Below are 16494 nucleotides of genomic sequence, written 5' to 3' on the forward strand. Positions count from 1 at the left end.
CAAGGCTATTGTAAGCAGAGCCTTTACCAATAATGAGTAAATATTGGTAAAGGGTATACCTAACTTTCAGTTATTTCGCTGGGATATTTTCTAATATCGCTTTCATTTGCTGCCAATATAGACCAACGGTATCAATTTTCACCTTTTCGTCAGGTGAATGGGGGAACTTGATAGTTGGACCAAAAGATATCATATCCATTTCGGGATAAGGCTTTTTGAATAACCCACACTCAAGGCCGGCATGGATCACCATGATATGTGGTTTTCTTCTGTAAATACCTTCATACACATCGCGGAAAATATGCAGTATTTTCGAGTCAGGCTCAGGCTTCCAACCAGGATATGCGCCTGAAAATACGATGTTGGCGCCAGCTAACTCAGCCAATGAATTTAGGTGCCCTTCAACGTCAGAGCGACCTGAGTCGATTAAAGAGCGAATTAAGCACAGCACTTCGAATTCGTCGGTACGTGTATTGATCACACCCATGTTAAGTGATGTCTCAACGACCCCAGCAATATCGTCACTCATTCTGATCACGCCATTAGGACATGCATTCATAAGCGCTAAAACTCGCTGCTTAGTTTCGTCGCTCATTGGTAATTCAGTGGAGGATGAAGGTGTGCAGTCGAACGTTAAAGTTGTTTCGATAGAGGCAAGTTCTTGCGAGATAAGTTGTAGGTATTCATCGACGGAAGTTTCAAAAGCAGTAAGTTGAGAGGTCGCGATCGATATTTCAGCATAAGCTTCTCGTGGAATCGCATTTCTTAATGAACCACCTTTAAAGCTAATGAGCTGAAATGGGGTGCTCTGAACATGGTTCTTTAAAAAACGTGAAAGCAACTTATTAGCATTGGCACGACCAGTATGAATATCGACACCTGAGTGGCCTCCTTTGAGTCCTTTTAAAGTGAGTGTAACAATGGTTTGGTGTTCACTAGCCTGTACTCTGTCAATTGGTAAGGTGATCGTAGCATCTACGCCACCGGCACAGCCCATGTAGATTTCACCTTCTTGTTCTGAATCGGTATTTAATAATATTTCGCCTTCTAGATAGCCAGCTTCTAAGCCAAAGGCACCCGTCATACCTGCTTCTTCGTCGACCGTCAGCAGCACTTCAAGAGGGCCATGATTTATGTCATTTGCAGCAAGTACAGCTAGGCAAGATGCCATCCCCATACCATTGTCTGCGCCTAGGGTTGTGCCAGTTGCAGTGACCCATTCCCCATCAATATATGGACGGATCGGGTCTGTTGTGAAGTCATGATCAACATCGTCGTTCTTTTGTGGAACCATATCAATATGTGCTTGTAAAACAACCGGTGTGATATTTTCCATGCCAGATGTAGCTGCTTTTCTGATGAAAACATTACCAGTAGGGTCTCTTCGAACGTCCAGACCTTGCTCATTTGCCCAGTTAATAATGAATTGTGCAAGCGCTTCTTCATATTTTGATGGATGTGGAATAGCGCAAATTTGATCGAAGAACTGCCAAATGGCCTTTGGTTCAAGTTGAGCGATTTCAGTGTGTTGGGTGAACAAGGTTGTCCCCTTAAGTGAGTAAAGTTTTTATTATTTTACCACTGGATTAGGGGACAAAGGAATAACTTTATTGGCATGCCTTTACAGCATGCTCTATCAGCTGTAGGCCTGTTTTATCGGTATCAGGCAGTTTGGCGTCACTTATATTAATAGGGGTTGTGCGCTCACCCCATTTAATGTAGCTTGCAGCCCATGTTAAGCCTGCGCCAAATGCTGCGGACATAATATTACTATGTGGCTTTATCAAACCCTGTTCTACAGCTTCACATAATGCAATGGCAATCGTCGCAGCCGAGGTATTACCGTATTTATCGATGTTAACCATGACTTTGTCATCGTTTATATCAAGGCGTTGTTGCATTGCCTGGATAATTCGTAAGTTTGCTTGATGCGGAACCAGAACATCTATATCAGATAAGGTTAATTGAGCTTGATTTAGCACGTCATCACATGCTTCACTCATGCCTTTTACAGCGCGTTTAAAGATTTCACGACCTTCAAAAAGTAATTCAGAAGGGCCTGTTGGATTATATTTATTCATATCGGTACCATAATTTTCGATGTGAAGAATATTGCGATCAGTGCTATCGCATCCGGTTTTAGACCCTAACAGACCGCTAGGTGTTTCGCTTGCTTCAAGCACAACAGCGCCTGCACCATCGCCAAAAAGGACCGCACTATCACGTTTTGCCCAATTGACATACCAAGTCATGCGCTCTGCTGCAACAACGACCGCGCGTTTAATCATACCAGCTTGAATTTGCGCCGTCGCATTTTGTATGGCATACAAAAATCCAGAGCATGCGGCATTGGTATCGCATGCTGCTGCGCCTTGTGCCCCAATGTTTTTTTGTACCAAAGATGCGGTATTAGCAACCATCGTAGATGGTGTGCAAGTGGCCAGTAATACCAGGTCGATATCTGAGCCATCGATACCAGCACAGGCTAGCGCATGTTGACTGGCTACCGTTGCCAATTCAGCGGTGCTTACATGACTGACGCGACGTTCTTTAATGCCCGTTCGAGTTGTTATCCACTCGTCATTAGTCTCGACTATCTGACTGATTTCGTCATTAGTAATGGTTGCTGGAGGAATGCATTTCCCCCAGCCCGTAATTTTGGCATAAATCATAATTGTTCTCTATTCTTGTCTGACCAGTCGGGCTAACCCGCATTTATAGCAAACATTGCTTTTCAAAGCCAGTTGATATTGTTAAGCATATAACTGTGAACTAAACTTTCAATACTTTAGTTAAACTGTCCCGCTTATTTGTTATGACGACAAAAATATCTGAGTCTTTACTTGAACATTTGGTTGAACTTGAACGCATCTTATTAGAACCAAGTGTAAGGCAGTCAGTGAATAGGTTAGATCAGCTACTTAGCCCTAATTTTCACGAAATATCAGCCAATGGGTTAATGTTTAATAAAGCGCATATAATGTCTAGGCTACCCAGTGAGAAAGTGCCACAGTTTTATAATCAGTCATTTATAGGTCAAATGTTGAGTGCTGATATAGCGCAGCTCACTTATCACGCAGCATATCGGCACAGTGCTAGAGCACCCTTGCATTATTCGATTAGAATGTCGATATGGAAAAAGGTCGCTGAGCAGTGGCAACTTATTTATCACCAAGGAACTCCTTGCCCAGAGTTTGCACTACAATACGAATAGTGCTTTATTTGATCTAACACATACCATTCATAGACTATCGCTTGTTATTTGTCATGAGTTAGTTAAAGTGACGAGCTTAATTCGTTATCTGGTTTTGCAAATAGGCATGATAGTATTTTCACCTAACTCTTCAATCGGTCGATTACTTTTACTGAGAACAATCGCGATTGCGCTACAACTAATAATGGTGTTAAGCGGGGCTTACTTTTTTAACAAAGAAATTACTTTGCTACCTGCGTTTATTGTCATTGGTATTGAATCTTTATTTCAATTAGTCAGTGTCTATGCCTATCGCAATACCAGTGAAGCGGCACCTACAGGTATGTTATTTCAATTACTGGCTGATCTGTTGTTCTTAACCGTCTTATTATCGCTGTCTGGTGGCGCGAGTAATGCCTTTGTGTCTTTATTACTGTTGCCAATTGTTATTGCGGCCGTCACCGTACCTAAAAACTATGTCGTTATTGTCGCAGGTTTAGCATTAGCAAGTTATGGCTATTTATTTGTCACTATGCCAAGTCATCATTTACATCATATGGACATGCATCAACATTTAACAGGCATGTTGGTCAATTTTGTTTTCAGCGTTATTGTGATTGTTGCAGTCGTAATGGCGTTAGTAAATCAAATTCAAAACAAAGAACATAAACTTGCAAAAGCACGAGAACAACAACTAAAAAGTGAGCAAATTATGGCATTGGGCAGTGCAGCGGCTCAAGCAACACATCAATTGGCAACACCCATCGCAAATTTAAATCTTTTGTTTGAGGAGGTTCAGGAGGATATGCCTGAGCATCCCGCTATTGCAGATATTCAAGTCGCTCTTACGCAATGTAAAACTCAACTAAATAGTTTTAGACGACAGACGGAGAATTTTAAAGAAGGTATTTCTGATAAAGCTAAATTGGTTTCGGAAGTCTTGGCGGAGCTTGTGACGTTAATGGCGCTTCAGTACCCAGAGCAAAAACTTGAATGCTCTGATGAAACTGGTAGATTAATGGTCAGCTCTGACCCGATGTTGATCCCCGCAATACTGAATATTTTGAGCAATGCAGCCCGTGCTAATCAGCATAATGCTCATAGCACCATTGTATTATCGAGTAAAATACAGCAAAGCCGTTGGCAATTGACCATTGTGGACAATGGCAAAGGCATTGATCCGCAAAAACTCAGTGAGTTGGGCCACGAAATTGTACAAAGTGATGATGGAATGGGGATTGCGTTGTTACTTTCTCACGCTACATTTGAACGGTTAAATGGAAGCCTAACAATTGAAAACCATATGAGTTTAGGGGCTCAAACACGCCTCTTACTCCCTGCAAAATTAGCCAAATAATGAAAAAACTAATAATTATTGAAGATGATATCGCCTTTTCAAATACGTTAGCCCGTAGATTAAGTAAATATGGCTTTGAATGTGCAATTGTGAATGAGGAGTGCAAGGTTTTACTTACCTGTGATGAGTTTATGCCTGATTATGTATTGTTAGATATGAAATTGACAACGCAATCAGGTTTGCATTTTATTGAACCAATTAAAGCACGGTTACCGAATTGTAAACTGGTTCTTTTGACTGGGTTTGCCAGTATTGCCACCGCAGTTGAAGCAGTAAAATTGGGGGCCGATGATTATTTGACGAAGCCAGCAGATACACAAGTTATATTACAAGCGTTAACAGGTCAGATCCCCAAAGGAAGTACGAACACCGAAGAAGTGATTATGTCGCCAGAGAGGTTGGAGTGGGAACATATTCAGCAGGTCCTCAAAAATAATGAAGGAAATATTTCACATACCGCGCGGCAATTGAATATGCATCGACGTACGTTGCAACGGAAACTACAAAAGAAGCCGGCACCAAGATAAATCAAATTAAAGTGAGAGAATGTTGGGTTGATCACGGTCTGTTTATTAACTAAATTAAAATAATAGTGCGTAAGAGATACGAGACATGGAGATACTTGAACTTAATTATTGGGCGGTATTACTTGCTGCTTTATCTACATTTATGTTGGGTGGGATATGGTATTCATCGTGGCTTTTTGGACAAATGTGGATGGAGGGGTGTGGCTTAACGGAACTAGACCTAAAAAATAGCGACCCCAAACTGATATACGGCGTTGCAATGTGTTTATCACTGATCGTATCTTTTTCGATGGCACTGCTCCTAGGTAAAGATCCGACATTTTGGAATGCGGTTGTATTCGGCTTATTGACAGGGCTTGGCTTTGTCACTGCGGCGTTTGGAATTAGCTATATTTTCGAGCAAAGACCACTCAAACTTTTGTTGGTTAATGGCGGCTTTCACACGGTTCAGTTTATACTCAATGCTGTTGTGTTAAGCCTTACTGGATAAAATTAATGGCAAAACCGAATAAATCAGGACCGACACGAACGGTTGATATCTTTTGTGCAAAATGTAAAGCCACTCTGTTTAAATATCGTAAAGGAGGGAAGGGGGCATTGGTAAAGTGCTTTATTGAGCGAATATCAAAAGACTTTACACATGACCAAGTGCACTGTCCTGAATGTGATACTCTTTTTTCTCGGCAAACTTTGATCCGTGGCACACCCGCATTAAAAATTATTGGGGGTAAAGTGACGTTTAAGTGAAGCGGACAAATGCCCTGTATTTAACATGCTTAAATGGTAGGATTGCTCGGTTTTGTGCTGTTTCAACGATTGAAAATAACCCTTCCCATGGACCGGGCCAGTCAGTTTGGGTGACTTTTATTGCCGATATTATTGTATCGGCTGCACAGATGGAAAAGACATGATCGATTTATTGTTTGATGTTATTGGTATGAGTGGTACTGGGTTAGTAGTTGGCGCATTCTTTATGTTGCAATTAGGGAAAGCAAACCCAGAAAGCCTCACTTATAATCTGATGAATTTATCAGGCGCAATCCTTTTACTTATTAGCTTATGTTACAACTTTAATTTGGCCAGCTTCGTCATTGAGATATTCTGGATTGCGGCGTCTTTGATAGGCTTATATAAGTACTTTAAAGCCAAACAGTCTACAGCAACAGCTTAAATATCAATAAACTCCGCTAAAAGCTTGCACAGTTAGCCATCGCTTGTATTATTAAAGTAGAATTGGTTGCTGTGCGGTGGTTTCTCTATATTGCGAGCAACGTTCTTGCAATTTAGAGAATGTGATGAAAAATAAATTAGTATTGTTTATAACTGGGTGTGTTTTTTCATTTTCAAGCTTTGCTCAGACAGATCCTGATGAGGGGCTATTTGAATTATCTTTTGAAGAATTGCTCGATGTAAACATTAGTTTAGCTACCAAAACCGCAGAAACACGCGCAAGCGTCCCCTCGAGTATCACTGTTTTCAATCATCAACACATTTCTTTGTTAGGTGTAAATAGCGCCTATGAGTTAATGAATTTTGTGCCAGGCTTTCAATCTACCCGAGGTGATTGGGTTGGTGCAGTTCCAAAAGAACACACACGCGGTGTTTACTTAGACAGTGGCAATGTATTAGTGATGATCAACGGCCTTCGGCTAAATGAGTCATCGTTTGGTAAAGCCTCTGTGTACATGCCTTTTATTCCAGTTGAAATTATTGAACGCGTTGAGTTTATACGCGGTCCTGGTTCGGCTTTGTATGGTAGCAATGCATTTCTAGGCGTTATGAATGTTGTTACAAAACAAGATGCAAATCAAATCTCGGTTGCGCTTGGAGAGCAAGGGCATGTAGAAGGGAGTGTCAATCTGTTTAAGCAGCTGAATGAAGAGATTGATGTATATGCCAATTTATCATGGCAAACACGCAATGGTGAGCGTTACATGCCTTTTAATGTGCGTGATCCTATAGAAACACATTTTGTTGAGTTGGGGATGAAATGGCAAAATGGACGGCTTTCCATACATCATAATCGAACTAAACTTCGGGAGTTTGTAAATTTAGCTGGCTGGTCGGTAGGGAATGAACACAATAGCGAAAATATTGCGTTTAATTTGACACATCAATGGTTAAGCAATGAAAAGTGGCAGGTAACCAGTGATGTTCAATTTATTGAGCATGAAATAATAAGCAATGGCTTAATTGCACCCGCCGAGTTATTGGGTTTAGAGAGTGACTTTTTTGTAGGTCCAGCTTGGCAAACACAAGATGCCACCATTAAGTTAGATGCTTCTTACACATTTGATGCTGAACTTGTATTGAACTTTGGCGCTGAATATTCGGAAGAAGAGCAATCGAAAGCTGGGATCAGGACAAGCTATTTCGATTTTGAACGTGGCGATGTTTACGTTGATAAACCGTATGATCAAAATGGATTAACGACGGTCTACGATTACGATGCTTTTAGTGGCCTGTTACAATCATTTGATTCATATGCGGTTTATGGTCAAGTTAAGTATGGTATTACCCCTGATACGACGTTATTTTTAGGGGCTCGATTTGATGAGGTGAAACACATTGATAATAAGCTCTCACCTCGGTTAGCGATTATTTATAATATTTATGAGCACCATACCGTAAAGCTTCAATATGGGGAGTCATTTAGAACGCCTGTGAGTAACGAGTTGAATTCAAATGACGATGTCACCATTGGCAATCCAAACTTAAAATCTGAATATGTTAAAACAACGGAGCTGGTTTGGCATGCCCAGTATGATTCGTGGCAGGCTGACGTGGTTGTATTTGACAATGAACTAGAAGACTTTATCAACCTAGTACCGATTGATGCAGAGCAAGGTCGTTTTACTTTCGATAATGTGTTTGAAACAAGTATGCAGGGTGTGGAGCTCAACGGTAACTTCAATTTGTCGAACAACACATGGTTTGAACTAGGCTATACACAATTATTCGATGAACCGTTTAATGCCAGTTTTAAACGCTTTGGTGCATTGGCATTAACACATCAGTTCTTAGATTTTCAATTGAGTATTAATGCAGTTTGGCGTGATAGCGTTTTTGTTGAATCGCTTGATCTGAGCGTTTCTCCACATTTTAATCAATCGGCCTATTTTGTTTTTGGTTCAAGTGTTACTTGGCAATTATCACCTGTCCAGTCGTTGCAGCTAAAGGCACAAAATCTATTTGATAAAGGCTATGTTGTATTTGACCCTAGAATGCTTGATGGACAGCTTCCTGCAAAAGGACGGAATTTGCGTTTACAATACAGCTATACATTTTGATTTTAAAGCGAATATTCAGTTTTAATTCATACATAAACCTGCCAATCTAGATACCTATTGATATCAATTTCCCCAGTGTTGTGCCGCAACTTATAAGAAAACTTTGATCTAAAACAAAGAAAGAATAATTATACCTATAATGCAAATCTAAATGAAAATAATTATTGAATGCACCTTCTTTATTGGTTAATATTTCGCACGGTGAAACAATCTAATAAAAAAAGATGGGATAATTGTGAAAAATATTAAAAATATTGCGTTAACTTTAGTTTGTACTGCGGTACTAGCTGCATGTAGTGGTGATGATGGAAAAGATGGCACAGTTGGAACCGCTGGTGTTCAGGGTGAATAAGGCGTTGCCGGTGTCAGTAATTTCGTGACAGCACAAGATGTTGTTAACACAAATGCACAACATGCATATGCCGCATTTGCCGACTCACTGATCGCAGCTAAATTTTTGCAAGAAAAAGTTAATGAATTAGTTCAAAACCCTACCGAGGCTAATTTTACTGCGGCGAAATCAGCATGGTTAGCAGCGAGAGAACCTTATGGTCAAACTGAGGTATATCGATTCCGTGAAGGCCCTATCGATGCGTTAACAAAAAATGAAGCAGGTGAATGGGTGCTTGTCGATGGTGAAGGTCCAGAAGGTGCAATTAATGCGTGGCCTTTAGCTGAAGCTTTGATTGATTATACGATTGATATGGATGGTAACGAAGGTCGTGGCAACGCTGCTGTATATCAAAATGGTGGAAATATTATTCATGACGTAACGTCATTCCCTGTTATCACCAAAGCACTTCTACAAGAAAAATTTGAATTAGATGGGGAAGAAGCTAATGTCACTTCAGGTTACCATGCAGTTGAGTTCTTACTTTGGGGGCAAGATTTAAACGCTGATCTTACTTATACCGCAAACCGAGATTACACAGCTGGTCACCGCCCTGTTACTGATTTTTATACCGCCGCAACCATCCCAGCTGATGAAGCAAATGGCAGAACATGTACATCTGGTGAACAAGGTGCACAAGATGCTGTATGTGAGCGCAGAGCACAATTTCTAATTGCAGCAGCTGATTTGCTGGTGGATGATTTGCAAAACGTTGTTAACGCATGGAAACCAGGGTCTGGCTTTCACTATAGTGAATATACAAAAGCAGAAAATGTTGATAAGAGTCTAGCATCGATGTTTGAAAGTATGGGTCGCTTGAGCTTCGGTGAGTTAGCGGGTGAGCGTATGAGCATTGCGGTGCGAACTGATAGTCAAGAAGATGAACATTCGTGTTTTTCTGATAATACACATAGAGATATTTGGTTAAATGCAAAAGGTGTCCAAAATCATTATTCAGGTTCTTACACCAAAGTCGATGGTGAAGCACTTATAGGTGCCAGTATTCATGATCTGCTTGTTGTGAAAGGGCATCATGAACTAGCAAATGAGCTTCGTGCAGCTTTTGAAGCAACGATGGCGACGGCTTCGGTGATTGATAACACAGCTAAGCTAGGCATGTCTTTTGATGTTCAAATACAAAATGAACAAAATAAGCAAGATGTCTATTCGACGATTCAAGCGCTTGTAAAGCAAACAGAATTGATACAAAAAGCGGTTGATGCGCTTGGCTTAGAAATTGATAACTCACTTAAAGGTGATACGGAAGAAGATATCTAATACATATCCTTTAATTTCTATAGTGGCTGATGCAACGTCAGCCTTTTTCAGTTTTCTGCATTGCAATTTTGCATTGGAGAAGTAGGGGCACTGAAGATGAATTTTTTAAATAAATATAACTATATAGCGGCATTGTTAGTCACTATTTTGCTGTCGGGTGTGGCGGCGGTTCGAGTGAATCAAGTAATCCAACCACAGGCACACCGCCAGATACCAGTACACCACCAGATCCCGTTCCAGATACGTCAAATCACGCATTTTCAATTACCGTAAATGATGGGTTACCACCATTATTAACCGATCAAGTAGATAATAATGAGCATTTATCGGCGGGTGCTGCAACGACAACTATCCAAAACAATGATGCTTATAGCCAGGCTATTCCTGCAATTGTGCAACAGCCCGAGCGTGATGCTGTTTTTAAAGCTGGAGATCATACATTTAGAAGTAATCATGACGGTGAAGGTCCATTGTTTAATAATACGAGCTGTCAAGGTTGTCATATCAAAGATGGCAGAGGCGAGGTGCCGTCATCGAATGATGAGCCAATGATGAGCATGTTTTTAAGGGTGGGGGATTCAAAAGGTCATATCGATCCAATTTATGGCGACCAGATCCAAGTGTTTGGCGTAATTGAAGGTAAATCAGGACCTATATTAGCCAAATATCAAGGCGCGATTAACGAAGGCTTATCCTACGGTGAAGCATATACTTGGGTTGAATATGAAACACAACAGGGTGAATTTTCAGATGGGGAGAGTTACACACTTAGAAAGCCCATCTATAAAGTGAAAGATTTGGCATATGGGGACTTCAATGAAGATGTCAGGTTTTCGGCTCGAGTGACGCCACATGTATATGGCTCAGGCCTAATAGAAAGCATTCCTGAATCGTCAATTCTGGTCTACGCAGACCCAAATGACAGTAACAACGATGGTATATCGGGTCGCGCTGCATATACATCGCAACCTATCACTGGCGCTCGCCAGTTAGCAAGGTTCGGACAGAAGGCCGTTACAGGGTCGATACTACAGCAAATATCAGGTGCGTATCGCGGAGATATGGGGGTGACCAGTAGCCTAAACCCTGAAGAGCCGTGTACGAATTTGCAACCAGCGTGTGATCAGCAAGCATTGCGAGAAAATAACAGGCACCACAATGGTGTAGATCTAAATAATATTGACTTAGCACAAGTTGAATTTTATAACCGAACGCTAGCTGTGCCTAAGCGCAGAGGGTTCGACGAAGCGAGTAATACATGGAACTCAGACGTATTAGCAGGAAGAGGTTTGTTCTATAAAGCTAATTGCCATAGTTGTCATGTACCACGCCATAAAACTGGTAAGGCGCTCGGTAGTGTTTTAGGAGATGTTGACTTGCTACAAATCAAAGAAACTAAAACCAATATTACCGCACTTGAGGACTTAGTGATTTATCCTTACACAGATTTGTTATTGCATGATATGGGGGGGTCCTGTGATGTTACTCGAGAATTGGCGTCGGGTGAAAGTTGCACAAGTGGTGAGCAGTGTGTGTATGTCCAGCGATGTGACGGGTTAGCAGATGGACGTCCGGAGGGAGATGCAACAGGAGTAGAATGGAAAACCCCGCCTTTATGGGGGATCGGTTTAGTGAAGACGGTTAACCCTAAAGCGACTTTTTTACATGATGGTCGGGCATTGACAATTGAAGAAGCGATTTTATGGCACGGCGGTGAAGCGCTTGCGGCTCAAAAAAGCTATATCAACATGACTAAAGCAGAGCGCTCAAACTTACAGGCATTTTTGAACTCGTTATGATAATAAGACGTAACTATCGACTAAATATGCGGATTATTATTGGCGTCATACTGTTCGTTGGTGCTGCTTTATATAAAGTAGCGGAATCCTTTGGCGATACGCCGCAATTTAGCGCGAGTGAATTAAAACCTGGAGGCGAGACAACCCGTAAATCAGTGTCTCACCGCACATTTGTGTATCCAGCAGAGAATGTGCCAATTATGACTCAGTTAGATTTTTGGGATGGGTTTTCTTTTTTTAGAGATCCATGGGTTGCATCACCGGCTATTACCAAGGATCGGGATGGATTAGGGCCGCTGTTTAATGCTCGGTCATGTAAAACATGCCATGTAGATGGTGGCCGTGGAAAGCCACCGAAGCATGGGGAGCTTGCGCCACCAGCGTTGTTGTTTCGGTTTTTGAATATAAAGAGTTACATGGCAGACAGTCGATATGGCGGACAACTACAACCTCTTAATGTGCGTTTGTCTCATGCTAATTTGGACGGGCCAGTGAAAGGCGAGGGGCAAGTTCGCGTGTTTTATGACCAGATAGTCGGAACATATACCGACGGCACTGAATATACCTTACGAAAACCTCGATACCAATTTGAGAATTATCATTATGGTCAAATGGATAGTGACTCTAGGCTATCAGCACGTTATGCACCTGCAGTTTATGGTATGGGGCTATTGGATGCAATTAAAGCAGAAGACTTGCTAGTACAAGAAGATATCGACGATCTCGACGGTGATGGAGTCAGTGGAAAATACAACTTTGTTGTAGATGCGATTGACCAGACTCGACAGATTGGCCGCTTTGGCTTTAAAGGACTGCATAGCACATTAGAGCAACAAATTGCGGGAGCCTTTGTAAATGATATTGGTATTACTAATCCAATATTTGAGCAAGAACAATGTTTACCTCATCAAGTTCGATGTCAACAAGCCGCTGATGTTGATCCTAATGGCACACTAGATATACCAAAAAAGCTACATGACCTCACTGTCTTTATGGGTCAAACCATAGCCGTGCCACCTGCTCGGGATTTAACCAGTGATCAAGCGATACAGGGGCGAAAACTTTTTTATCAGATTGGGTGTAATACATGCCATACCCCGAGCTATATAACGGATCCTGATTATGCTATTGCGGCAATCGCGGGTCAAAAAATTTGGCCTTATACCGATTTGGCTTTGCATGACATGGGAGAAGGACTGGCAGATGAAGGCATAGAAAATTCAGCAACTGGTATTGAATGGAGAACCCCGCCGCTATGGGGGATTGGTCTACAAAAACGCGTACAAGGCTTCGCTGCGTATTTGCATGATGGTCGAGCCAGAACCATAGAAGAAGCGGTGTTATGGCATGGTGGTGAAGCAAAGTCACATCAACAAAAATTTATTGATCTAAAAATAACAGAACGTGAAGCATTACTTCACTTTATTAATCAAATTTAATCGAGGCTGGATCTGCAATGAACTTATTTTCGGAGCCTAGAATGGCGTTACACACATTAAGACCTATTACTTTAATATTAGCAGGCATATTTAGTTTTTCTTTCTTGTCAGGATGTGGTGGTTCATCTGGTGGGACGGATACAACCCCAACAACCCCAACGACACCTACAGTACCAACGACTCCGACTGTCGGTGCATTAAGCGTGAATGATGGTTTAACGAAGCTAGCAGCAAGCTTAGTTGATAATACAATATTGCCAGCGTACCAAAATATGTACTCAGCGGCTAAAAAGTTAGAAAGTAATAGCACAGAATTTTGTGCGTTAACTACGCCTTCAAATACTGACTTAGAAAAGCTAAAACAAACTTGGCGTGAGACAAATCTGGCTTGGCAGGCTGCAAGAACTTTGAAATTCGGACCGATTGCTGAGACATTCTACTACTCACGAGTGCAATTTTGGCCGATATCGGCCAGTAAATTAGCCTTAGATGTAGAGGCTGCACTGGCAGAAAAAAGTGATTTTTCGGAAGGGTTTGGTAGTCAAAAACACCAAATTCAGGGCTTGCCAGCAATGGAGTACGTGTTGTTTAACAGTGATCCAGCAACATCGCTAGTCGGCGCGCAAGATAAGGAAAACAGGTGTGGCTATGTTAAGGCTATTACACGTAATGTAAGTGATATTATGGAAGATACCTTATTGCAGTGGAACTCAGGGTACGCGCAGAGTTTTAAAGATGGGAATGGCGATTTCGATAGTAAAAAACATGCATTAGAGAAGTTTCTTACTATATGGTTTGAATATCTAGAGATCATCAATGACGACAAGTTGAAAGCGCCGTTAGGTGTTGGCATCCCAGGTAAGCCTGATTTACTCGAAAGTGCCATAAGTTTAAGTTCATTCGACAATATAGTGGTTAACATCAATACCTTATTCTCTCAGTATAAAGGGGGCAATGAATTTGGTTTTGACGATTACCTAACTCAAGTCAATGATCGAGAAGATGTCAATACTGCACTTATGACGGCGTTTGATACTTTATTGGCAAAGGTAAATGGACTTAAAAGTGACACGTTAACTGATTTAATTAAAACAGATGAGGGTCGGGTCAAATTACAAGAACTCCGCAAAGCTATCACAGAGCTACGTACCATTATGAGTACTGATTTTGTACAAGTGACAGATCTTGCTCCAGGGTTTAATACTAACGACGGAGATTAAACTTGGCAGGCAATACAATACAGTTTGATGGTAGGCGAAAGTTTTGCAAGAACATGCTCGCAATTGGTGCAGCAGCGTCGGCTGCTGTGCTAATAAGCGGTTGTGCATTTTCGGAAACGTCACAGTTTGCCAGTGCATTCACCGACCTGTCAGGAAGGCATTTTATTGGGTGGTTCGACCATAATGGTAATATGCTTGGCCGAGTTGAAATACCAGAGCGAGCGCATGATTTAACTTATTGTGGTAAAAATAAAACGCTCTTTGCGTTTTCACGGCGACCAGGTAACAAATTATACGTTATTGATATTAATGCCGGTGCAATAAAAAAACAGCTATTATCTTCTGTTGGGCAGCATTTCTATGGACATGGTGTCTTGACTGAGAGCGGGGACTTTTTGTATACCACCGAGAATCGGTTTGACAAGAGTTATCAAGCATATGAGGGAGTGATCGTGGTTCGCAACACGACTACCTATGCAATTGAAGCCGAGTTTTTAAGTGGTGGGGTAGGCCCCCACCAACTGGCACTGATGAATCAAGGTAATACAATTGTGGTTGCCAATGGAGGGATCCATACTCATCCTGCAAGTCCAAGGACCAAACTTAATATTGAATCAATGAAGCCCAATATCAGTTACTTAGATACTGTGTCGGGTAAGTTAATGGGATCATTTTCTCCACCGAATAATCAGTTAAGCACACGTCATTTATGCGTGTCTAATGATGATAAAGTGTATGTAGGGTGCCAATATCAGGGGGCTAAACACCATACTCAGCCACTTATCTTTTCACATAAGTTAAGTGACGAGTCTGAACTAGAAGCGCTCAATACAGAATTAAATACATGGCGAGTGTTTAATCAATACACGGCAAGTCTGGCCATAGACCCTATGAATAAGCGCCTTGCTGTTACGTCGCCCCGAGGCGGAGTAATAAGCTATTGGGATACTCAAACAGATAGCTTACTTGAAGTAACTAAACAGCGAGATTGCGCTGGTATAGCCAGTAGTAATGGGCAATTTATGGGAAGTACGGGGCGAGGTGATCTCATACTGCAAGATAAGCGAAAAGTGAGATTAAAGAAACATCAACTTAAATGGGATAACCATATGATACATATGGTATAAAGTAGGGGCGCGAATGTGAGTGATTTTAAGCGTTTGTGGCTTACTTTTAGCTGCGCCCTAGATATTCCTTCGGAAATAACAGAGTTAATATTCAGAATATTGTATTATTCATATGGTTTTATTAATAATTATTTAGTTAAGCTTGGATAGCACGACTTTTATTTCATCTCTGACTTTATCAATATTCAACACAATCTTATCAACCGCTATTTTATCTTCATGAAGCTGTGGCCAATTGTCACGCCAGACCTGCTCTAAATTGGCAGCACTTTTTTCTATGTCAGTAGAGGTTAAGGCACTGAAGTCGTTAATAAGTCCCACTTTTATCCAGCCTTTTCTTGGATTACCTTCGACTTTATCTTGGTCGTAATAAGCGTAATAAATAATTTGCTCTAGTGACGCGAGCTCTTTTAATGTTTCAAAACAGGCGACTCGGATATTGTTATTGGTCTCGGTTGATTCTAGACGCCATATATTATATGAAAATCCAACCAGCGCAAAAATCATACTAAAGATAACGCTAAGTTGGTAAAGCTGAAATTTTTTGTCGTTCATATATATGACAACCTTATTTTTTGGTACTTACTGTTTAGATATTTTCATTTATAGCATGGTCCTAGCATTTATTCTCATCATCGTGAGTTTTGAAATATGCTTAGTTGTGTATATTTTTCAATATATTGATTTGATATAACATATCTTTATTGTTTTTTAAAGAAGCGTTCCATATTTATATTATTAACATTTGTAAGTAAAAGTTTACATTAAAACTATACACTTAGGTTTGATGTTTATTTGAACAGTTACAATTTGTTGATGTTTAAAGTTTTATTTTTTGGTAAATGAAATATGTATTAAATGTTAAGTTTGGGT

General features: G+C 40.9%; 16 protein-coding genes. 13 read left to right on the forward strand and 3 right to left on the reverse strand.

The features are described 5' to 3' along the window. Positions 1-70: 70 nt before the first annotated feature. Both J8L98_RS00375 and J8L98_RS00380 read right to left on the reverse strand, forming a co-directional pair. Positions 71-1540 carry an aminoacyl-histidine dipeptidase gene (locus J8L98_RS00375; protein WP_210994783.1) on the reverse strand — a complete coding sequence of 490 codons (1470 nt, stop codon included), beginning with the start codon at positions 1538-1540 and terminating at the stop codon, positions 71-73. A 67-nt stretch (positions 1541-1607) separates the two neighbouring features. After that, a complete protein-coding gene (locus tag J8L98_RS00380; protein ID WP_192510041.1) occupies positions 1608-2672 on the reverse strand; it encodes a ketoacyl-ACP synthase III in 1065 nt (354 codons plus the stop codon). A gap of 143 nt (positions 2673-2815) precedes the next feature. Here J8L98_RS00380 and J8L98_RS00385 point away from each other — a divergent pair, with 143 nt between their 5' ends. The 13 genes from J8L98_RS00385 to J8L98_RS00445 all read left to right on the forward strand — a co-directional run bounded on the left by J8L98_RS00385 (position 2816) and on the right by J8L98_RS00445 (position 15621). Beyond that, on the forward strand, positions 2816-3214 hold the full coding sequence (locus tag J8L98_RS00385; RefSeq protein ID WP_192510042.1) for a DUF4440 domain-containing protein: 399 nt from the start codon (positions 2816-2818) through the stop codon (positions 3212-3214). Positions 3215-3320: 106 nt separating this feature from the next. Next, on the forward strand, positions 3321-4550 hold the full coding sequence (locus tag J8L98_RS00390) for a HAMP domain-containing sensor histidine kinase (protein ID WP_210994784.1): 1230 nt from the start codon (positions 3321-3323) through the stop codon (positions 4548-4550). Further along, positions 4550-5077, forward strand: a complete 528-nt coding sequence (locus J8L98_RS00395) for a response regulator (protein WP_210994785.1) — start codon at positions 4550-4552, stop codon at positions 5075-5077. Before J8L98_RS00390 ends, J8L98_RS00395 begins: the two co-directional genes overlap by 1 nt. Positions 5078-5162: 85 nt before the next feature. Further along, the gene (locus tag J8L98_RS00400) at positions 5163-5567 is read left to right on the forward strand and encodes a DUF1761 domain-containing protein (protein ID WP_210994786.1); all 405 of its coding nucleotides are present in this window, start codon (positions 5163-5165) and stop codon (positions 5565-5567) included. A 5-nt stretch (positions 5568-5572) separates the two neighbouring features. Then, complete coding sequence (locus J8L98_RS00405; RefSeq protein ID WP_192510046.1) at positions 5573-5824, forward strand: hypothetical protein; 252 nt, start codon at positions 5573-5575, stop codon at positions 5822-5824. 160 nt (positions 5825-5984) lie between these two features. Next, the gene (locus J8L98_RS00410) at positions 5985-6248 is read left to right on the forward strand and encodes a hypothetical protein (protein ID WP_192510047.1); all 264 of its coding nucleotides are present in this window, start codon (positions 5985-5987) and stop codon (positions 6246-6248) included. A 124-nt stretch (positions 6249-6372) separates the two neighbouring features. Then, positions 6373-8367: a TonB-dependent receptor gene (locus J8L98_RS00415; RefSeq protein ID WP_210994787.1), complete on the forward strand. Its 1995-nt coding sequence runs from the start codon at positions 6373-6375 to the stop codon at positions 8365-8367. A gap of 376 nt (positions 8368-8743) precedes the next feature. Further along, positions 8744-10036 (forward strand): imelysin family protein, encoded by a 1293-nt coding sequence (locus J8L98_RS00420; protein ID WP_348771880.1) that lies wholly within the window; start codon positions 8744-8746, stop codon positions 10034-10036. A gap of 96 nt (positions 10037-10132) precedes the next feature. Further along, positions 10133-10309: a hypothetical protein gene (locus J8L98_RS00425; RefSeq protein ID WP_210994788.1), complete on the forward strand. Its 177-nt coding sequence runs from the start codon at positions 10133-10135 to the stop codon at positions 10307-10309. 119 nt (positions 10310-10428) lie between these two features. Then, complete coding sequence (locus J8L98_RS00430; RefSeq protein WP_348771881.1) at positions 10429-11835, forward strand: di-heme oxidoredictase family protein; 1407 nt, start codon at positions 10429-10431, stop codon at positions 11833-11835. Continuing rightward, a complete protein-coding gene (locus J8L98_RS00435) occupies positions 11832-13274 on the forward strand; it encodes a di-heme oxidoredictase family protein (protein ID WP_210994789.1) in 1443 nt (480 codons plus the stop codon). The genes J8L98_RS00430 and J8L98_RS00435 overlap by 4 nt, the downstream gene beginning before the upstream one ends. Before the next feature lie 17 nt (positions 13275-13291). After that, positions 13292-14494: an imelysin family protein gene (locus tag J8L98_RS00440; protein WP_210994790.1), complete on the forward strand. Its 1203-nt coding sequence runs from the start codon at positions 13292-13294 to the stop codon at positions 14492-14494. A 2-nt stretch (positions 14495-14496) separates the two neighbouring features. Further along, positions 14497-15621 (forward strand): DUF1513 domain-containing protein, encoded by a 1125-nt coding sequence (locus J8L98_RS00445; RefSeq protein ID WP_210994791.1) that lies wholly within the window; start codon positions 14497-14499, stop codon positions 15619-15621. 132 nt (positions 15622-15753) lie between these two features. Here the strand turns inward: J8L98_RS00445 and J8L98_RS00450 are convergent, their stop codons facing one another. Beyond that, complete coding sequence (locus J8L98_RS00450) at positions 15754-16176, reverse strand: hypothetical protein (protein WP_210994792.1); 423 nt, start codon at positions 16174-16176, stop codon at positions 15754-15756. Positions 16177-16494: the final 318 nt, after the last annotated feature.

It is taken from the genome of Pseudoalteromonas sp. MMG013, assembly GCF_018100885.1.
In the GTDB taxonomy this organism is placed as follows: domain Bacteria; phylum Pseudomonadota; class Gammaproteobacteria; order Enterobacterales; family Alteromonadaceae; genus Pseudoalteromonas; species Pseudoalteromonas aurantia.

Coding starts and splice junctions, on each gene's coding strand:
- J8L98_RS00380 (WP_192510041.1), bottom strand. CDS start 2,672: ATGATTTATGCCAAAATTACGGGCTGGGGGAAATGCATTCCTCCAGCA.
- J8L98_RS00385 (WP_192510042.1), top strand. CDS start 2,816: ATGACGACAAAAATATCTGAGTCTTTACTTGAACATTTGGTTGAACTT.
- J8L98_RS00390 (WP_210994784.1), top strand. CDS start 3,321: ATGATAGTATTTTCACCTAACTCTTCAATCGGTCGATTACTTTTACTG.
- J8L98_RS00395 (WP_210994785.1), top strand. CDS start 4,550: ATGAAAAAACTAATAATTATTGAAGATGATATCGCCTTTTCAAATACG.
- J8L98_RS00400 (WP_210994786.1), top strand. CDS start 5,163: ATGGAGATACTTGAACTTAATTATTGGGCGGTATTACTTGCTGCTTTA.
- J8L98_RS00405 (WP_192510046.1), top strand. CDS start 5,573: ATGGCAAAACCGAATAAATCAGGACCGACACGAACGGTTGATATCTTT.
- J8L98_RS00410 (WP_192510047.1), top strand. CDS start 5,985: ATGATCGATTTATTGTTTGATGTTATTGGTATGAGTGGTACTGGGTTA.
- J8L98_RS00415 (WP_210994787.1), top strand. CDS start 6,373: ATGAAAAATAAATTAGTATTGTTTATAACTGGGTGTGTTTTTTCATTT.
- J8L98_RS00425 (WP_210994788.1), top strand. CDS start 10,133: ATGAATTTTTTAAATAAATATAACTATATAGCGGCATTGTTAGTCACT.
- J8L98_RS00435 (WP_210994789.1), top strand. CDS start 11,832: ATGATAATAAGACGTAACTATCGACTAAATATGCGGATTATTATTGGC.
- J8L98_RS00440 (WP_210994790.1), top strand. CDS start 13,292: ATGAACTTATTTTCGGAGCCTAGAATGGCGTTACACACATTAAGACCT.
- J8L98_RS00450 (WP_210994792.1), bottom strand. CDS start 16,176: ATGAACGACAAAAAATTTCAGCTTTACCAACTTAGCGTTATCTTTAGT.